General features: G+C 66.2%; 14 protein-coding genes. 8 read left to right on the forward strand and 6 right to left on the reverse strand.

Translation table 11 applies throughout. The features are described from left to right. Positions 1-87 precede the first annotated feature (87 nt). On the forward strand, positions 88-1,080 hold the full coding sequence (locus ACQP06_RS09625; protein WP_433671899.1) for a DoxX family protein: 993 nt from the start codon (positions 88-90) through the stop codon (positions 1,078-1,080). Positions 1,081-1,223: 143 nt separating this feature from the next. On the opposite strand, the gene ACQP06_RS09630 is transcribed toward ACQP06_RS09625, so the two are convergent. The 3 genes from ACQP06_RS09630 to ACQP06_RS09640 all read right to left on the reverse strand — a co-directional run bounded on the left by ACQP06_RS09630 (position 1,224) and on the right by ACQP06_RS09640 (position 4,061). Continuing rightward, on the reverse strand, positions 1,224-1,544 hold the full coding sequence (locus ACQP06_RS09630; RefSeq protein WP_433671900.1) for a hypothetical protein: 321 nt from the start codon (positions 1,542-1,544) through the stop codon (positions 1,224-1,226). Between the two features lie 16 nt (positions 1,545-1,560). After that, entirely contained in the window at positions 1,561-3,402 is a 1,842-nt protein-coding gene (ilvD, locus tag ACQP06_RS09635; protein WP_433671901.1) for a dihydroxy-acid dehydratase, read from the reverse strand. Positions 3,403-3,560: 158 nt separating this feature from the next. After that, on the reverse strand, positions 3,561-4,061 hold the full coding sequence (locus ACQP06_RS09640; RefSeq protein WP_433671902.1) for a PH domain-containing protein: 501 nt from the start codon (positions 4,059-4,061) through the stop codon (positions 3,561-3,563). Between the two features lie 321 nt (positions 4,062-4,382). On the opposite strand from ACQP06_RS09640, the gene ACQP06_RS09645 reads away from it, so the two are divergent. The 3 genes from ACQP06_RS09645 (at position 4,383) to ilvC (ending at position 7,916) form a co-directional block, all read left to right on the forward strand. After that, entirely contained in the window at positions 4,383-6,341 is a 1,959-nt protein-coding gene (locus ACQP06_RS09645; RefSeq protein WP_433671903.1) for an acetolactate synthase large subunit, read from the forward strand. Further along, on the forward strand, positions 6,338-6,841 hold the full coding sequence (ilvN, locus tag ACQP06_RS09650) for an acetolactate synthase small subunit (RefSeq protein ID WP_040860049.1): 504 nt from the start codon (positions 6,338-6,340) through the stop codon (positions 6,839-6,841). Before ACQP06_RS09645 ends, ilvN begins: the two co-directional genes overlap by 4 nt. Positions 6,842-6,914: 73 nt before the next feature. Beyond that, positions 6,915-7,916, forward strand: a complete 1,002-nt coding sequence (gene ilvC, locus ACQP06_RS09655) for a ketol-acid reductoisomerase (protein WP_357097642.1) — start codon at positions 6,915-6,917, stop codon at positions 7,914-7,916. Positions 7,917-8,128: 212 nt separating this feature from the next. Here ilvC and ACQP06_RS09660 read toward each other — a convergent pair whose 3' ends face one another. Together ACQP06_RS09660 and ACQP06_RS09665 are read right to left on the reverse strand one after the other, a co-directional pair. Further along, positions 8,129-8,437: a hypothetical protein gene (locus tag ACQP06_RS09660; RefSeq protein ID WP_433671904.1), complete on the reverse strand. Its 309-nt coding sequence runs from the start codon at positions 8,435-8,437 to the stop codon at positions 8,129-8,131. A 174-nt stretch (positions 8,438-8,611) separates the two neighbouring features. Further along, positions 8,612-9,382 carry an SDR family NAD(P)-dependent oxidoreductase gene (locus tag ACQP06_RS09665; RefSeq protein WP_379101658.1) on the reverse strand — a complete coding sequence of 257 codons (771 nt, stop codon included), beginning with the start codon at positions 9,380-9,382 and terminating at the stop codon, positions 8,612-8,614. 183 nt (positions 9,383-9,565) lie between these two features. On the opposite strand from ACQP06_RS09665, the gene ACQP06_RS09670 reads away from it, so the two are divergent. The 4 genes from ACQP06_RS09670 (at position 9,566) to ACQP06_RS09685 (ending at position 15,699) form a co-directional block, all read left to right on the forward strand. Then, entirely contained in the window at positions 9,566-10,129 is a 564-nt protein-coding gene (locus ACQP06_RS09670; RefSeq protein WP_433671905.1) for a TetR/AcrR family transcriptional regulator, read from the forward strand. A gap of 113 nt (positions 10,130-10,242) precedes the next feature. Next, entirely contained in the window at positions 10,243-11,760 is a 1,518-nt protein-coding gene (locus ACQP06_RS09675) for an ATP-binding protein (RefSeq protein WP_433673279.1), read from the forward strand. Further along, entirely contained in the window at positions 11,753-12,724 is a 972-nt protein-coding gene (locus ACQP06_RS09680) for a PD-(D/E)XK motif protein (protein WP_433671906.1), read from the forward strand. Before ACQP06_RS09675 ends, ACQP06_RS09680 begins: the two co-directional genes overlap by 8 nt. 359 nt (positions 12,725-13,083) lie before the next feature. After that, positions 13,084-15,699 (forward strand): Z1 domain-containing protein, encoded by a 2,616-nt coding sequence (locus ACQP06_RS09685; RefSeq protein WP_433671907.1) that lies wholly within the window; start codon positions 13,084-13,086, stop codon positions 15,697-15,699. A gap of 90 nt (positions 15,700-15,789) precedes the next feature. Here ACQP06_RS09685 and ACQP06_RS09690 read toward each other — a convergent pair whose 3' ends face one another. Then, complete coding sequence (locus ACQP06_RS09690; RefSeq protein ID WP_433671908.1) at positions 15,790-16,731, reverse strand: HNH endonuclease; 942 nt, start codon at positions 16,729-16,731, stop codon at positions 15,790-15,792. Positions 16,732-16,899 lie beyond the last annotated feature (168 nt).

The raw sequence follows: 16,899 nt of genomic DNA on the forward strand, positions 1-16,899 counted from the left end.
AAACACTCCACCGTGGCGCGAATCGGCCAGCGGACACGCCCGCGTTCTACGGGGTGCCGGACGGTTGCGGCTAATACTCTGACCCGGGTGACGAACAAGCCGAACGAGCCGTCCGCCGCGGCGGGCGACGCCCCGCCCGCAGCTCCGCGCCCGGCCGGCGCACCGGTCCGCAGCCCCTTCGACTCGCCGACCGAGCAGTTCGCCGCCCCGTCGGGCGCGCAGACCACCGAGACGATCACGCTGCCCGCCGCCCCTCCGGGTCCGGCCGCCGAGCAGACCGGCCAGGCCACCGGGCAGCCCGACCAGGCGACCGAGAAGATCACGCCGCAGAAGGTCGGCCACGGCACCGAGCGGAACCTGCCGCGTACCGACGAGGAACTCGGCCTCGATCTGGACGTCCCGCTCTACTCGCAGGTCAAGAACGCCATCCCGGGCGCGGCCGACAGCTCCGCCGCCGAGCCGTCCTCGACCTACACCTTCGCCAGCATCCCGCCGGCCCCGGCCGCGCCTCCGGAGAACAATGGCCGCCGCCGTCGCGACGACCGCCGCGGCACCCTGGACCTCGGACTCCTCTTGCTGCGCTTGGTCGTCGGCGGCACGTTCATCTACCACGGTCTGCAGAAGGCCTTCGGCTGGTTCCACGGCCCCGGCTTCGACGGCATCAAGACCTCGATGGAGGGTGGCGGCTGGAAGCACGTCGACTTGGCCGTGCCCATGCTCATCGCGGGCGAGCTCGGCGGTGGCCTGCTGGTCGTGATCGGCCTGGCCACGCCGCTGGCCGCGGGCGCGCTGCTCGCGGTGATCCTGGACGGGTGGATGTGGAAGCAGGGCATGGTTCCCGGATTCCAGTACTCCGCCAAGACCAACTCGGTCGAGATCGACTCGATCCTGGTCGGCATCACCACCGCGCTCATCCTCACCGGCCCCGGCCGCTACTCGCTCGACCGCAACCGCGCCTGGTCCACCCGCCCGTTCCTGGGCTCCCTGGCCGCCTTCGTCGCGGCGGTGGCGGCGGCCATCCTCGTCTACATCTACCTGCACGGCGGCAACCCGCTCAACGGCATCGGCCCGTTCAAGTAGCAGGCTGCGCACGGCGCGGCCGGGGGCTCGAAAAACCAAGCGGCCGGGCTCGATCCACTGGATCGAGCCCGGCCGATTCGTATCCGGGGTGCGGGGCAGGCCCCGCGAATCTCCTCAGGGGGTGTGGGGGCTAGCCCCCACCCTCACTGGCGTGCGGTCCAGGCTTCCCATTCCTGGAAGGTCTCCTGGTGGAGCTGGAGCACCCGGCTCGACTTCGCGTCGATCTCGCGCTGCAGCAGCGCCCGGTGCGCCCCGATCCGAACCTGCTCGTCGGGAGCCGCCATGAACTCGGCATTGTCGAGGTCGCGCACCTCGGCCGCCAGGGCCTCGGCGTCGGCGAGCAGTTCGCGGGCCTCGGCATTGCGGGCGTCGGAGCGACGCAGCATCGCCGTGTACTCGGCCAGCATGGAGTCGGCCTTGCCGACGAATTCGGTGTCGGCCTGGCCGATGTATTCGATTGTCATTCCCTTGCTTTCTCGATTACGGCACGCGCCGGACGGCACCCTTGTCGGCGGAAGTGGCGAGCGCGGCGTACGCGCGCAGCGCGGTGGTGACCGGACGCTCCCGGTTCACCGGCTGCCACGGCCGCTCGGAGGCTTCCATCTTCACGCGGCGCTCCGCGAGAACGTCTTCGGGAACCAGCAATTCGAGTGCGCGGGTGTGCACGTCGATGTGGATGCGGTCACCGTTCTCGATGAGCCCGATGGACCCGCCGCCGGCGGCCTCCGGGGACATGTGGCCGATGGACAGGCCCGAGGTGCCGCCGGAGAAGCGGCCATCGGTGATGAGCGCGCAGACCTTGCCCAGGCCCACGCCCTTCAGGAACGAGGTGGGGTGCAGCATCTCCTGCATGCCCGGACCGCCGCGCGGACCCTCGTAGCGGACCACGATCACGTCGCCGGGCTGGATCTCCTTGCCCAGGATCTTGGAGACCGCCTCCTCCTGGGACTCGACCACCACGGCCGGGCCCTCGAAGGTGAACAGGTCCTCGTCGATGCCGGCGGTCTTGAGGATCGCGCCGTCGGGAGCGATATTGCCGCGCAGCACGCACAGGCCGCCCTCGACGGTGTAGGCGTGCGCCACCTCGCGGATGCAGCCGCCCTCGGCGTCGGTGTCCAGCGAGGACCAGCGGTTGGCGGTGGAGAACGGCTCGGTGGTGCGGACCCCGCCGGGCGCGGCGTGGAACAGCTGCACGGCCTCGTCGGACGCCTTGCCCGAGCGCACGTCCCAGGTGTCGAGCCACTCGTCGAAGGAGGCGGTGTGCACGGTGGTCACGTCGGTCTCCAGCAGCCCGCCGCGGCGCAGCTCGCCGAGGATGGCCGGGATGCCGCCGGCGCGGTGCACGTCCTCCATGTGGTAGTCGGAGTTGGGGGAGACCTTCGACAGGCAGGGCACGCGACGCGAGATCTCGTCGATGGTCTGCAGATCGAAGTCGATCTCACCTTCCTGCGCGGCGGCCAGGGTGTGCAGCACGGTGTTGGTGGAACCGCCCATGGCCACGTCCAGCGCCATGGCGTTGCGGAAGGCCTTGGCATTGGCCACGTTCCGCGGCAGCACCGAGGCGTCGTCGTCGCGGTACCAGCGGGTGGCGATGTCCACGATGACCTTGCCGGCCTTCTGGAACAGCGCGCGCCGCGCCTCATGGGTGGCCAGGGTGGAGCCGTTGCCCGGCAGCGCCAGGCCCAGCGCCTCGGTGAGGCAGTTCATCGAGTTGGCGGTGAACATGCCCGAGCAGGAGCCGCAGGTCGGGCAGGCGGACCGCTCGACCTCGCTGAGGCCCTCGTCGCTGACGGCCTGGGAGGCGCTGGCGGAGATGGCGGTGATCAGGTCGGTCGGGGCCTGCGCGACTCCGTCCACGATCACGGCCTTGCCGGCCTCCATCGGGCCGCCGGAGACGAACACGGCCGGGATGTTGAGCCGCATGGCGGCGTTCAGCATGCCGGGGGTGATCTTGTCGCAGTTGGAGATGCACACCAGCGCGTCGGCGGTGTGGGCGTTGGCCATGTACTCCACCGAGTCCGCGATGATCTCGCGCGAGGGTAGCGAGTACAGCATGCCGCCGTGTCCCATGGCGATGCCGTCGTCGACGGCGATGGTGTGGAATTCGCGCGGGACGCCACCGGCCGCCCGCACCGCCTCGGCCACGATCTCGCCGACGTCCTTCAGGTGCACGTGGCCGGGTACGAACTGGGTGTAGGAGTTCGCGATGGCGACGATCGGCTTCCCGAAGTCGGAGTCGGTGAGGCCGGTCGCGCGCCAGAGCGAGCGAGCGCCCGCGGCATTGCGTCCGACGGTGGTGGTGCGTGAGCGAAGCGGTGGCATTGGTCCTCGGTTCGTGTCGCAGGGGGCTGTTGAGCGACTGGCCGGCGGTTCGCGACACGAGAATTCGGGTCTCGCGACGTTCCTCCGGCGGGCATCAACGTTACTCCCGGCCTATGACCCCGATTACCTCCGGTGGAAACTCCGCACCCCCGAAACGCCTACGACTTGCCGGATTCGCCCTCGGCCTCGGTGCCCTCGGTGTGAGATTCGTCCGCTTCGACCGGTTCGTCGGTTTCCTCCGGCTCCTGGGCGAACGGGTCCGGGATGCGCCCGCCCGAGGCGTCCACGAGGTCGGCGAGCCGGTGGTAGCCGACTGCGGGCAAGGTCACATCGGTGTCGTCGGCCAGGTGCAGCCGCAGGTACCCGCGCTTGGGGATGACCAGCCCGCGTACGTCGGCCCAGTCGATGTGCCGGGAGCCGACCAGGGTGCGGGTGTCGATGCCGTTGTCCGAGACGGTGGTCCGGGTCCGCTCGATCCAGACCACCAGCGCGGCCGGGATCGCGAACAGGATCCACAGCACCTTGGGCGCCCCGAAGAACGGGAAGGCCACGGAGAACAGCAGGATGAACACCCCGAGGTGAGCGAGCCGGGGGATGCGGATCACGCGACCCGCGTCCGATTCGGCGCCGGGAGTATGGGACGATCGAGCAGGTGGCACGGACTGATGCTGTGAGGACACACCCATATCCTCGCATCATGGTGAACGGACCCGAACAACCGCACTGTCTCACATAATGAGACCCCATAGGTCAGCTGTTTGACTGAACGACTAGCGCGCGCATACCGTCGAGCGCGTGAATCGAATCGAGTTGCTCGTAATCGGCCGGCGCGTCCAGCGCTGAGCCGACGACTATTAGGTCCATTACGTCAGCTCGCAGCTGCGACGCGCCACCCTCGAACAGCCCATGGCTGTCGGGGGCTTTTTTGTGTTCAGGCAAGTCCCTCGGACTGGAACGACAAGCAGTAAGGAACCAAGACGGTGAGCGCACCTACCGCCCGGCCCGGGCCCTCGGCCCGCAGGCCCGCGCCTTCGGCCACTCAGCCGACCGCGGCTCCGGCCGCGACCCCGAACCGCCGCCAGGTCCCGCCCGAGCGGGTCACCGGCGCGCAGTCGGTCGTCCGTTCGCTCGAGGAACTGGACGTCGACACGGTATTCGGTATTCCGGGCGGTGCGATCCTTCCCGTCTACGACCCGCTCTTCGATTCCACCAAGGTCCGCCACGTGCTGGTCCGCCACGAGCAGGGCGCGGGTCACGCCGCGACCGGCTACGCGCAGGCCACCGGCAAGGTGGGTGTGTGCATGGCCACGTCCGGTCCGGGCGCGACCAACCTGGTCACCCCGATCGCGGACGCCCAGATGGACTCGGTGCCGCTGGTCGCCATCACCGGCCAGGTGGGCCGGTCGCTGATCGGCACCGACGCCTTCCAGGAAGCCGACATCTCCGGCATCACCATGGCGTGCACCAAGCACAACTTCCTGGTCACCGACCCGATCGACATCCCGCGGATGATCGCCGAGGCGTTCCACATCGCCTCCACCGGCCGTCCCGGCGCGGTGCTGGTCGACATCCCGAAGGACGTGCTGCAGGCGCAGACCACGTTCTCGTGGCCGCCGGAGATGAAGCTGCCCGGCTACCGTCCGGTCACCAAGCCGCACGGCAAGCAGGTCCGCGAGGCCGCCCGCATGATCATGGAGTCCAAGGCTCCCGTGCTCTACGTCGGCGGCGGCGTGATCAAGGCCGACGCCTCGGCCGAGCTGCTGGAACTGGCCGAGCTGACCGGCATCCCGGTGGTCACCACCCTGATGGCGCGCGGTGCGTTCCCCGACACCCACACCCTCAACATGGGTATGCCGGGTATGCACGGCACCGTGGGAGCCGTTGCGGCGCTGCAGCGTTCGGACCTGCTGATCACCCTGGGCGCGCGTTTCGACGACCGCGTCACCGGCCAGCTGGACTCGTTCGCGGTGAACGCCAAGGTGATCCACGCCGACATCGACCCGGCCGAGATCGGCAAGAACCGCCACGCCGACGTGCCGATCGTGGGTGACTGCCGCGAGGTCATCACCGAGCTGATCGAGACCCTGAAGGCCGACCCGGCCACCGGCGGCAAGACCCCGCTGCTGGACCTGACCGAGTGGTGGGGCTACCTGAGCGGTATCCGCGACGCCTACCCGCTGGGCTGGAAGACCCCGTCGGACGGTTCGCTGTCGCCGGAGTTCGTGATCGAGAAGCTGGGTCAGCTGGCCGGTCCCGAGGCGATCTACTGTGCCGGCGTCGGCCAGCACCAGATGTGGGCCGCGCAGTTCATCAAGTACGAGAACCCGCGTACCTGGCTGAACTCGGGCGGTCTGGGCACCATGGGTTACGCGGTGCCCGCGGCCATGGGCGCCAAGATGGGCATGCCGGACTCCGAGGTGTGGGCCATCGACGGTGACGGCTGCTTCCAGATGACCAACCAGGAGCTGGCCACCTGTGCCGTCGAGGGCGTGCCGATCAAGGTCGCGCTGATCAACAACGGCAACCTGGGCATGGTCCGCCAGTGGCAGACCCTGTTCTACGAGAAGCGCTACTCCAACACCGACCTGGGCACCCACACCCTGCGCATCCCCGACTTCGTGAAGCTCGCGGAAGCCTTGGGCTGCCACGGTATTCGCGTGGAGAAGGAAGAGGACGTGGAGGCCGCGATCCGCGAGGCGCAGTCGATCAACGACCGTCCCGTGGTGATCGACTTCATCGTCGGCAAGGACGCGCAGGTGTGGCCGATGGTCGCCGCCGGCACGTCGAACGACGAGATCATGGCCGCGCGCGGCATCCGCCCGCTGTTCGACGACGACGAGCAGGCTTCCGAGCCGGCCGTCATCCACGAGGCCATGTCGCACGAGAAGGCTTCGCTGAACGCTCACGAGCGCGCTTCCCAGAAGGGGACCGAGGAATGACCACCACCCACACCCTCTCCGTGCTGGTGGAGGACAAGCCGGGCGTGCTGGCCCGGGTGGCTTCGCTGTTCTCCCGGCGTGGCTTCAATATCCAGTCCCTCGCGGTGGGTGGCACCGAGATCCCCGAGATCTCGCGCATGACCATCGTGGTGACCGTGGAGGACCTGCCGCTCGAGCAGGTCACCAAGCAGCTCAACAAGCTGGTCAATGTCATCAAGATCGTGGAGCAGGACACCGATTCCTCGGTCGCCCGTGAACTGATCCTGGTGAAGGTGCGTGCCGACGCGAGCGTGCGCACCCAGGTGATCGAGGCCGTGAACCTGTTCCGCGCCAAGGTGATCGACGTGTCGCCCGACGCGCTGACCATCGAGGCCACCGGTACCCGCTCCAAGCTGGACGCGCTGCTGCGCATGATGGAGCCGTACGGCATCCGCGAGATCGTGCAGTCCGGTGTCGTGGCCGTGGGCCGCGGACCGAAGTCGATCACCGCTACCCGCTAGGTCCGGCGAATTCCGCCGACCGGATACTTCTCACTAACCAAACAATCTGAAGGGAACCACAGTGGCAGTCGAGATGTTCTATGACGACGATGCTGACCTGTCGATCATCCAGGGCAAGAAGGTCGCCGTCATCGGCTACGGCAGCCAGGGCCACGCTCACTCGCTGAGCCTGCGCGACTCCGGCGTCGACGTGCGCATCGGCCTCAAGGCGGGCTCGAAGTCCATCGCCAAGGCCGAAGAGGCCGGCCTGACCGTCGGCACCCCCGCCGAGGTCTCCGAGTGGGCCGACGTGATCATGGTCCTCGCGCCCGACACCGCGCAGGCCTCCATCTTCACCAACGACATCGAGCCGCACCTGAAGGACGGCGACGCGCTGTTCTTCGGCCACGGCCTGAACATCCACTTCGGTCTGATCAAGGCTCCGGCCAACGTCACCGTCGGCATGGTCGCCCCCAAGGGCCCCGGCCACCTGGTGCGTCGTCAGTTCGCCGACGGCAAGGGCGTTCCGGCCCTGATCGCCATCGACCAGGACCCGACCGGCACCGGCCAGGCGCTGGCCCTGTCCTACGCCAAGGGCATCGGCGGCACTCGCGCGGGCGTCATCAAGACCACCTTCAAGGAAGAGACCGAGACCGACCTCTTCGGTGAGCAGGCCGTGCTCTGCGGTGGCACCGAGGAACTGGTCAAGACCGGTTTCGAGGTCATGGTCGAGGCCGGTTACGCGCCGGAGATGGCCTACTTCGAGGTCCTGCACGAGCTCAAGCTGATCGTCGACCTGATGTACGAGGGCGGCATCGCCCGCATGAACTACTCGGTCTCCGACACCGCCGAGTTCGGTGGCTACCTGTCGGGCCCGCGCGTCATCGACGCCGGCACCAAGGAGCGCATGAAGGCGATCCTGACCGACATCCAGGACGGCACCTTCGTCAAGCGCCTGGTCGCCAACGTCGAGGGCGGCAACAAGGAGCTCGAGGGTCTGCGCAAGGCCAACGCCGAGCACCCGATCGAGGTCACCGGCGCGCAGCTGCGCAGCCTGATGAGCTGGGTCGACCGCCCGATCACCGAAACCGCCTAAGGTTTCAGGTCCTCGAAAGGGCCCGGCATCCGATTCGGGGATGCCGGGCCCTTTCGTCGTCGAACTGCTGGTCCTGGCCCGCGGTTGGTGCTGGATCGCGGTGGACCGCCCGCGCGATTACGGCGGCGCTGACCTGAATGCGCGAAGGCCCGCCGGGGAATTCCCGACGGGCCTTCGCCGTTCGCGCGGGAAGGAGGGCCGCGCGAGCGTGGTTACCAGCTGCCGAAGCTGCCCGGCAGCATGTGCCGCCACCAGCAGTCGTTGTCGTGGCGGTGGGGGCGGTTCCAGTCGTCGCGATCGCGATCGCGCCACCAGGCGTCCCGATCCCGGTCGCGGTCGTGACCGCGGTCCCGGTCCCACCAGGGGTTGTTCTGCTGGTGCGGCCAGGCGACGTCGGCGGGTGCGTTGTCGACGGGCACCTCGGCGCTCGCCGGAATGGTCACCGCCGCAAGGGGAATCACAGCGATAGCACCGGCGACAGCCACGCGGGCCGCCGTCCGGCGTAGAAATGTCTGCTTCATGGTCTGCACTGTGCCCCAGTAACCCGCGCGCGGGGAACGCTTTTCCTGTGAATTCAGGGCCGAATGGTCCTCATGTATGACATTCACCCCGAGACACCCTGAAACTCATTGCACGGCAACGGCCCCGCAGGATTCCTCCCGCGGGGCCGTTCGCAATTCGACTGTGGCAGTGAATCAGTAGTGCGTGCCGCCGTCGATCCGGATCTCGGTACCGGTGATGAACGCACCGTCATCAGAAGCCAGCATGGCCACGACACCGGCCACGGTGTCGGGCGAAGCGAAGCCCTGGCCGATGCCGGGCGCCAGCTTCATGAACAGGCTCAGATCGGCGTCCGCGGGCAGACCCGGACCCCGGCCGCTGGTCATATCGCTCGAAATCGACCCCGGCGCAACGGCGACCACGCGCAGCCCCTGCTTGGAGTACTCCGCGGCGAGCGCGTGCGTCATGGACATGATCCCGCCCTTGGACGCGGCGTACGCGGACATGTACGGGTGCGCGAAGAACGCGGACGTAGAGGTGAAGTTGACGATCACACCCTTGTCCGACGCCAGCAGCTGCGGCAGCGACTCCTTGATCATCAAGAAGGTGCCCGTCAGATTGATCGCGATAATCTTGTTGAAATCCTCGACCGGCTGCTCGTGGGTATGCGCCGACCGCAGAATCCCCGCCGCGTTGATCAGCGCATCGATCCCGCCCAGCGCCTCGGTAGCAGCAGCCACCCCAGCCTTCACCGACGCCTCATCGGAGATATCCACGGTCAGGGTCGTAAGCCGATCCCCATTCCCGTTCTCCGCAGCCTGCTTGGCAGTCTCCGCAAGCCCCGCCTCGTTGACATCGGCCCCCACAACCTGCCCACCTTCGGCCAGGATCCGGTGCACGGTAGCGCGCCCAATCCCCGACCCGGCCCCGGTGATCACTACTCGACGCCCGTCAAAACGCTCCATTGCGACTCTCCTTAGCTATGTTCCAGCCTCTACAAGACACGTTACGCCTATGTGGCACGCCATGCCAGACTGGCATCCCGTCGACTAGGATTGGTTCAACCAGCCCGCCCAAAGGAGGTGAAAATGTCCGCCCACCCCATACTCCGCCCCACCCTCGCTGAACGCCGCAAACAAGAAACCCGCATGGACATAGCCCGAACCGCAGCGCGGTTGTTCGCCGAACACGGCACCTCCGAGGTAACGGCCGAACAGATCGCCTCCGAATCCGGCGTGGCATTGCGCACCTTCTACCGCTACTCCCGCACCAAGGAAGAAGCGGTAGAACCCCTCCTGGCCACCGGCGCCCAACGCTGGCTCGAGCTGGTAGCCGCCGGCCCCCACCGCCTCCCCACCCTCCCCGAACTCGAAGCGGCCATCCAAACCTCCCTCACCTTCGACGGCGCCCTCGAAGACCTCGAAATCACCCGAGGCCTCATCCACGCCATGGACGACGACCCCGCCCTCCGCACCGTCTGGCACCGCATCAACCTGGAAGGTGAACGCGACCTGCTCCGCGTCCTCACCGATTTGGCCGGCCCAACAGCAGATCCCTTGCGGCTCCGCCTCCTCGCGGCAGCCTCGGCGGGCGCGATCCGAATCGCGGTGGAGCAGTGGGCATCCGACAACGCCCCGGCGACCGGACCAGGATCCCCAGCGGACCTGGCGGTACGGTCCCTGCGCGCGCTCGCCGGCGGAATCGGTCACTGAATCTGCCGTCCTACTGACAATTCGTAACGCCCACCGGTTCAGGGCGAATTCCTCGCTAGAGTTCTCGTTCTTGTCGGCGTTCTCGAGCAGGGGTGACCATGGTGGAAGAGTGGATGTTCGACGTCCCCACAACGGGGACCAAGCATCTTCCGCCGGATTCGCGCTACATGGAGGCTCTGAGTAGCCAGGGCTACGGCTTCGAGGCCGCGATCGCCGACCTCGTCGACAACTCGATCGACGCCGGCGCCAAGGATGTCGTCATCCATTTCCTGCGGTCGGGAGACCGTTTGGTGAGCCTGCTCGTCATCGACGACGGCTGCGGAATGACCGAGGACGAGCTCGATGTCGCGATGACCGTCGGCGGCCGCCGCAACTACAGCAGCAATGCGCTCGGTATGTTCGGCACCGGTCTGAAGTCCGCGTCCCTGAGCCATGCCGCCGCGGTCACCGTGGTCAGTCGCACCCGGTCCTCGCGGCCCGTCGGACGTCGATGGGCAATGGAGCACGCGCTCAACGGATTCCAATGCGACATCGTCGAGCCGATGTACGCGCAGTCCCTGATCGATCGCTACGCCGACAAGCCGATCACGTGGCAGGGCACAGTGATCCGATGGGATGGCGTCAAGAACTTCCCGCAGAACGGATCGGGTGGCCAGACAGACCGCTACCTGCAGCGCACGATCAACAAGCTCGGCATGCACCTGGGACTCCAGCTGCACCGCTTCCTGGAGCGCGACGACTTCAACATCACCGTGGCGGTCGAGGACATCGACACGGGCACTGTCTACATGGACTTCGGTGTCCTGCCGCTCAATCCGTTCGGCTATCCCGTTTCGGGGCGCCCCGGCTACCCGCGCACCTTCACCGAGAAGGCGGGGGAGGGGTCGTCGGTGCAGTTCACCGCGCACATCTGGCCTCCGAAGTCCTCCCTCGACGAGTACCGAGCCATCGGCTCGCTGATGAACCGCCAGGGCTTCTTCTTCTACCGCCATGATCGTCTCGTTCAGGCGGGCGGCTGGAACAACTTCCGACAGCCGGAGCAACACTTGTCCCCGGCGCGAGTCGCGATCGACATCCCGGACGGTCTCGACAGCCTCATCCGCTTGACGGTCAAGAAGGACGGCGTCGACGTCGCGCCTCAGCTCTTGTCGGAACTCGAGAGCGCCGTCGACGAGCAAGGCATGCCGTTCACCCAGTTCGTCGCGGACGCGGAGGCGACCTATCGGGAATCACGGAAACGATCCGGCGCGACTCGGAAACCGGTCATTCCGCCTGGGCGAGGGGTAGATCCGACGGTTCGTGAGGTCATCGAGGACGAGCTGCCGATTCTCCCGGGCGAGGAGCCGATCGACTTCCGCTGGGCCGCACTCGAGGGTGATGTCTTCTTCGACCTGGATCGCGAAGGCCGAACGATATACCTGAACAAGCGCTTTCGAAACGCACTGTTGGGTGGCCGCCGCGGCGGGATGAACGATGCGCCGATGATCAAGTCTTTGTTGTTCCTCTTGATGCACAACGTGTTCGAGAAGGAGTACAGCGGCAGCCGTGAGAAGGACAACCTGCAGCTCTGGCAGTCGATCCTGTTCACGGCGGCGACCGCCGAGGAGAAACGGATGAGCAACGATGGATGACGGCCTATCCCTGGTTCTGTCCTGGTCGGACGTCGACTACTACTTAAGTAGAGGCGAGGCTGCGAGTATCGTTCTGTCGTCGCCGGGCTCGAGCCCGCTGGTCGTCTACGAGATCAACGGCGACGGCGTGGTCCTGTTCGTCGAGCTGGTCAATCGCGCCGCCCTGCCGCGGTCGCCGTTGCCGGCGGTCGTCGTCGATCGGGTCTCCCATCACGGCACGACGATGGCCCGGATCCGCACTACGCGACCTGAACTCATGCGGGACTTCCACGACCTGATCGCCGCGATCGCCGATCGGCTGCTGCGGGACCACCACACTTTGTCGACTGCGTTCGGCGAGACCATTCAATCCTGGTCGGCGTTGCTCGATCGTGGTCGTCTGGCGAATCGGCAACGCAGCATCGGGCTGCTCGGTGAGCTCACCGTGTTGCGCTCGTTGGTGGACACCAATGGCTGGGACGAGGCTCTGCGCGCCTGGGGCGGTCCTTTCGACGAGGAGCACGATTTCGTTCTCGGCGCCGTGGGTATCGAGGTCAAGACGACTGCCGCCGAGGCGCGTCGGCACACGATCAACGGGCTGGATCAGTTGACACCCGCGGTCGGACAGTCATTGTGGGTGGTGTCGATTCAGCTGACCCGTGGGGGACCGGGCGGGCGGACATTGGGGGAGGCGGTCGAGGCGCTCACACAGTCGGCGAGCACTGAGAACGCCTCGGCGCAGTCGCGTTTCGAGCAGGCGCTCGCGGCCTCGAAGGTCGACCGTGAGAGTGGGGACGAGGATCGGTGGATCCTGCGGAACGAGCCCTTGATCGTCTCCGCTGCCGACGTGCCGCGGATCTCTGTGGAGCACCTCGACTCCGATGCTCGTGCCCGAATCTCAGCGGTGCGGTACGACATCGAGTTCGCCGGACTGCCGCCTGCCGCCGACCCGCCCGTCGATCCCGTATCGCTGCGTCTGCCCTGAGCCTCTAGGACCGAATCATCGTGAACCCGGACACCGCACGTCTGAAGCTGCACCGAGATGTGCTCGACGCTATCGGCACTCGCCCCCGGCCGCTGGAACGGGCTCTCGCCTACCATGCCGAAGACCTGCCCGAGCTGCAGCCGTTCGCGTCCGAGGCGGACTTCCGCGCGGCGCTGCTGTTCTCGACCGCCACGGATCAGCTCGTGGAGCTGTGGCGAAAGCAGCTGACCCACTGGGACTTCAAGTCTGTCGTCGAGTGGTCGCAGGAGGAGCCGCGTACGGCGCGTCGCCGCAGCGAGGTCTACCGTCTGCTCGGGATCCGGCCGGAGACCAGTGCGCTGCTGGATTCGTTCGTCCCGGTGTACGACGCCGCCGGGCCGGTGGTGATCAGCGACAAGTTCACGCCCTGGTACACCCCGCCACGGGAGGTCGGCCGATCCTTCTACTGGCCGGCGTATCGAAAGTTGTTGGAGGACAAGGGCTGGCCCGCACACGCGGTGGACGGTCTCGACGACGCCACCGACCGCGTGGTCGAGCGCCTCGCCGACCCCGCGGCGGATGCCGCATACCAGGCCAAGGGCTTGGTGGTCGGCTACGTGCAGTCGGGCAAGACGGCGAACTTTACCGGTGTCATCGCCAAGGCGGTCGACGCCGGGTACCGGCTGATCATCGTGCTCGGCGGCACCTTGAACATGCTCCGCGCCCAGACGCAGCGCCGCCTCGACATGGAACTCATCGGCCGGGAGAACATTCTGCGCGGCGCGAACGAATACGAATCCGACTACGCCGACGACCCGGACTGGAGCAAGGGCAACTTCGTCTCGTTCGGCGCGATGCCCTCCTTGCTGGGAGCGTTCGACATCGTCCGCATGACCACCCGCGACGACGACTACAAGAGTCTGCTCCAAGGCATCATGGCGCTCGAGTTCGAGAAGCGCGAACCGAGCTTGCCGCTGTACGACCAGCGCAATCTGCACCACTCGAACGCGCGTCTGATGGTGGTGAAGAAGAACAAGACGGTGCTCGGCAAGCTGGTCAAGGATCTGAACCGGATCAAGACCGACCTGCGGGAGATCCCAGTGCTCATTATCGACGACGAATCGGATGAGGCGTCGCTGAACACGACCAACATGGTCAAACCCAACGCGGAGCGCACGGCGATCAACCTGAAGATCTCCGAGCTGCTGCACCTGCTGCCCCGCGCCCAGTACGTCGGCTACACCGCCACCCCGTTCGCTAATGTTTTCGTCGACCCGTCCGACGCCGAGGATATCTTCCCCAAGGATTTCCTCATCTCCCTGCCACGGCCGCAAGGCTATATGGGCGTCAGCGACTTTCACGACATCGACTCCGAGATCCCGCTCGATGAACGCGATTTCGCGAACTCGAACGAGAAGGCGCATGTCCGTGCCATCACGACCGCCGACGGGGATGACGACACCGACGAATTGCAGCGCGCGCTCGACATGTTCGTCCTGACCGCCGCGGTGAAGATCTACCGTGAGGACAACGACCCGAAAGCCCCCACCTACAAGCATCACACGATGCTGATCAACGAATCCCGCCTGACCGAGGACCACCGCGAACTCTCGGGCCGAATCACCCAGATGTGGTGGAACTCCGGCTATACCGGCCCCGCCGGCCACGACCGACTGCGCCGAATCTTCGACACTGACGTCGCCCCCGTTTCCGCGGCCCGCGCCGAAGGCTACGTCGACCCCGCCTCCTACGACGATCTGCAACGGTACGTCGGCGCGGCCTTCCAACGCATCGGCGGCGACGACCGCCCCATCATGGTGATCAACAGCGACAAGGAATTGGAAACCGGCGCAGCGGACTTCGACAAGCGCCCCATCTGGAAGATCCTCATCGGCGGCCAGAAGCTCTCCCGCGGCTTCACCGTCGAGGGCCTGACGGTCTCCTATTTCCGCCGCGCCACAAACAACGCCTCCACCATGATGCAAATGGGCCGCTGGTTTGGCTTCCGCCGAGGCTACCGCGACCTGGTCCGCCTCTACATCAGCCGCCAGCAGGCATTGGGGGGCAAGGAGGTTGACCTGTACCAGGCGTTCGAGGCGATCTGCCTGGACGAGGAGAAGTTCCGCGAGGAACTCCGGCAGTACTCGGTCCTGATCGACGGCGAACCCCAGGTGACCCCGGCACAGGTTCCGCCGCTGGTCTCACAGCATCTGCCGTGGCTGAGGCCGACCAGCGCGAACAAAATGTACAACGCCCAGTTGGTCGAAATCCGCTCGCCTGGTATGTGGCGCGAGCCCTTCGGATACCCGAGCCGCTCGGCTTCAGCTGATTTGCGACATAACACCGGCTTGTGGTCGCCGGTGTTCGACCGACTATCCACCGAGACAACCGATTACGCCTACAACTTCGCGGAGAAGGACGTCGTCCATCGCGTCACCGCCTTGACCGGCAGCCTCGCTCCCGACGAGTTCCTCTCCATCGTCCGTGGGATGCGTTGGCTCGTCCCAGGCATCTTCGATCCCCATATCGAATACCTGACTGAGATCACCCGGGGCTCCGCGGTCGACGAGTGGGTCGTCCTGGTCCCCCAAACAATGCGAGGCACCACCAAGGAAATCATCCTCGGCGGCGCCGGTCGACGCTTCACCCGCTGGGAACGAGCCCGCCGACGTGATCCCCTCTTCGGCGCGATCAGTACCAGCCGGCACCGCAGCATTGCGATGAGAATCGCCGGCGGCCTCGCTGATTCCGGTGACCCCAACACGGAAGCCCTGGCAGGTCCACATCGCGGCGCCCTCATGCTCTATCCGGTCGTCGAGCCGACTTTCAGCTCGGACATCACTCCGGACGGCCACATCGACTCCGGCAAGGTCGTGATCGGCTTCGGCTTCGTCGCACCCGCCGCCGCTCGTGCGGCGGACGACCGAGTCATCCGGTTCCGGACCATCGACTCGTCGAATGCGGTCATTGTCGATGTCCCTCATGACATGGATTGATCCATGTCATCACGATCGGTTAGTCGCGGCGAGAGTTGACGACTCGCAGGCAGGGGTGTCGTGGTCGGTCTCGAGCCATCCCGCGCGACGTCAGGCTGATCGGAATTCGTACCAGTGCATTGAAAGCCAGTTTCGCTGCTTGGGAGACGGTGTGATGCCGAACTGGCGTTCGTGAAGGTCGGCATATAGTGGGTAGGACCGTATTTCGGGCGCGACATCAATGGTGTCGGAGTCGTCGACCGCAATGAGTCCACGGTCGAAGAGGCTATGGAGGTCGCGGCGGAGCAGAATCCCACCATGTGGATCATGCCTGCCAACCTCGGCGTAGCTGTAGAGGTGGCACGCCTCCAGCGCCGGTGCCGGCAGAGGGCCTGAGAACGCGCAGCTCGCTCCATATCGCCGCAGAAGTTCCGCGCGGAAGCCTGCTTGCCCCAGCCGAACACGGACCGGCCGGATATCGTGACCGCCTCGGACCTGTGCGGCGGTTCTGTCGACCATCAGCAACGGATCGCCGCTCGCGGCGACCCGCACAGCTGCCGCGAACTCAGTCCAGCGAAGTTCGCGAATACTGTTCTGGGACTTGGGACGGATGCACAACCTACGGAGTTCGGCGGCTTGTAATGTGCCAGCGAGGTCCACCCACCCCTGACTGTGATTCGAGCGGTACGTCGTGACCCCGGCGTCCTGCAGCTCAGGTTCATCGAAAAGCGCCTTGCAGTCGTAGCAGCGGAACGTCGGTTTCATCGTCGTTCGTCGTTCGATGTTGGTTCGGCGGCAGTCGCGGCACCGCGCGATTGGACGCCTTCCGATCCCCTTGTCGATTGACTCGATCACCGAGGCCCCGAGTAGCTCTTCCTCATCCCATACCGCGATGACGTCACCAGGGCGGACCTGCCGGAAATTGGGGACGCGGGAGTCCCAACTGTAGTGCGACGATGCCACGTCACTGTAGAGAACGCCACTGCTCAGGCGACGATAGTCCGATTTGACGAGGACGAGCCATGCCCGTGTTTCAGAGGCGATGTCGAGCATCTAACGCGTTCTCCCGGAGCATGTTTGGATCGTTCGCCGGATCTCCGGCCGTATGCCACACGTCCAGTATGCCGCGCGTCAGCGTCCACTGCGAATAGGTGATGCGTCAGATTCAGGCAGTCATATTGAAGCCGCTGCGCCTCGGTCAGCGACATCGACGTCTCTGGA

Origin of the sequence: Nocardia sp. CA-136227, from assembly GCF_050955695.1 — a bacterium.
Taxonomy (GTDB): Bacteria; Actinomycetota; Actinomycetes; order Mycobacteriales; family Mycobacteriaceae; genus Nocardia.

Coding starts and splice junctions, on each gene's coding strand:
- ACQP06_RS09630 (WP_433671900.1), bottom strand. CDS start 1,544: ATGACAATCGAATACATCGGCCAGGCCGACACCGAATTCGTCGGCAAG.
- ilvD (WP_433671901.1), bottom strand. CDS start 3,402: ATGCCACCGCTTCGCTCACGCACCACCACCGTCGGACGCAATGCCGCG.
- ilvN (WP_040860049.1), top strand. CDS start 6,338: ATGACCACCACCCACACCCTCTCCGTGCTGGTGGAGGACAAGCCGGGC.
- ilvC (WP_357097642.1), top strand. CDS start 6,915: ATGTTCTATGACGACGATGCTGACCTGTCGATCATCCAGGGCAAGAAG.
- ACQP06_RS09660 (WP_433671904.1), bottom strand. CDS start 8,437: ATGAAGCAGACATTTCTACGCCGGACGGCGGCCCGCGTGGCTGTCGCC.
- ACQP06_RS09665 (WP_379101658.1), bottom strand. CDS start 9,382: ATGGAGCGTTTTGACGGGCGTCGAGTAGTGATCACCGGGGCCGGGTCG.
- ACQP06_RS09670 (WP_433671905.1), top strand. CDS start 9,566: ATGGACATAGCCCGAACCGCAGCGCGGTTGTTCGCCGAACACGGCACC.
- ACQP06_RS09675 (WP_433673279.1), top strand. CDS start 10,243: ATGTTCGACGTCCCCACAACGGGGACCAAGCATCTTCCGCCGGATTCG.
- ACQP06_RS09680 (WP_433671906.1), top strand. CDS start 11,753: ATGGATGACGGCCTATCCCTGGTTCTGTCCTGGTCGGACGTCGACTAC.
- ACQP06_RS09690 (WP_433671908.1), bottom strand. CDS start 16,731: ATGCTCGACATCGCCTCTGAAACACGGGCATGGCTCGTCCTCGTCAAA.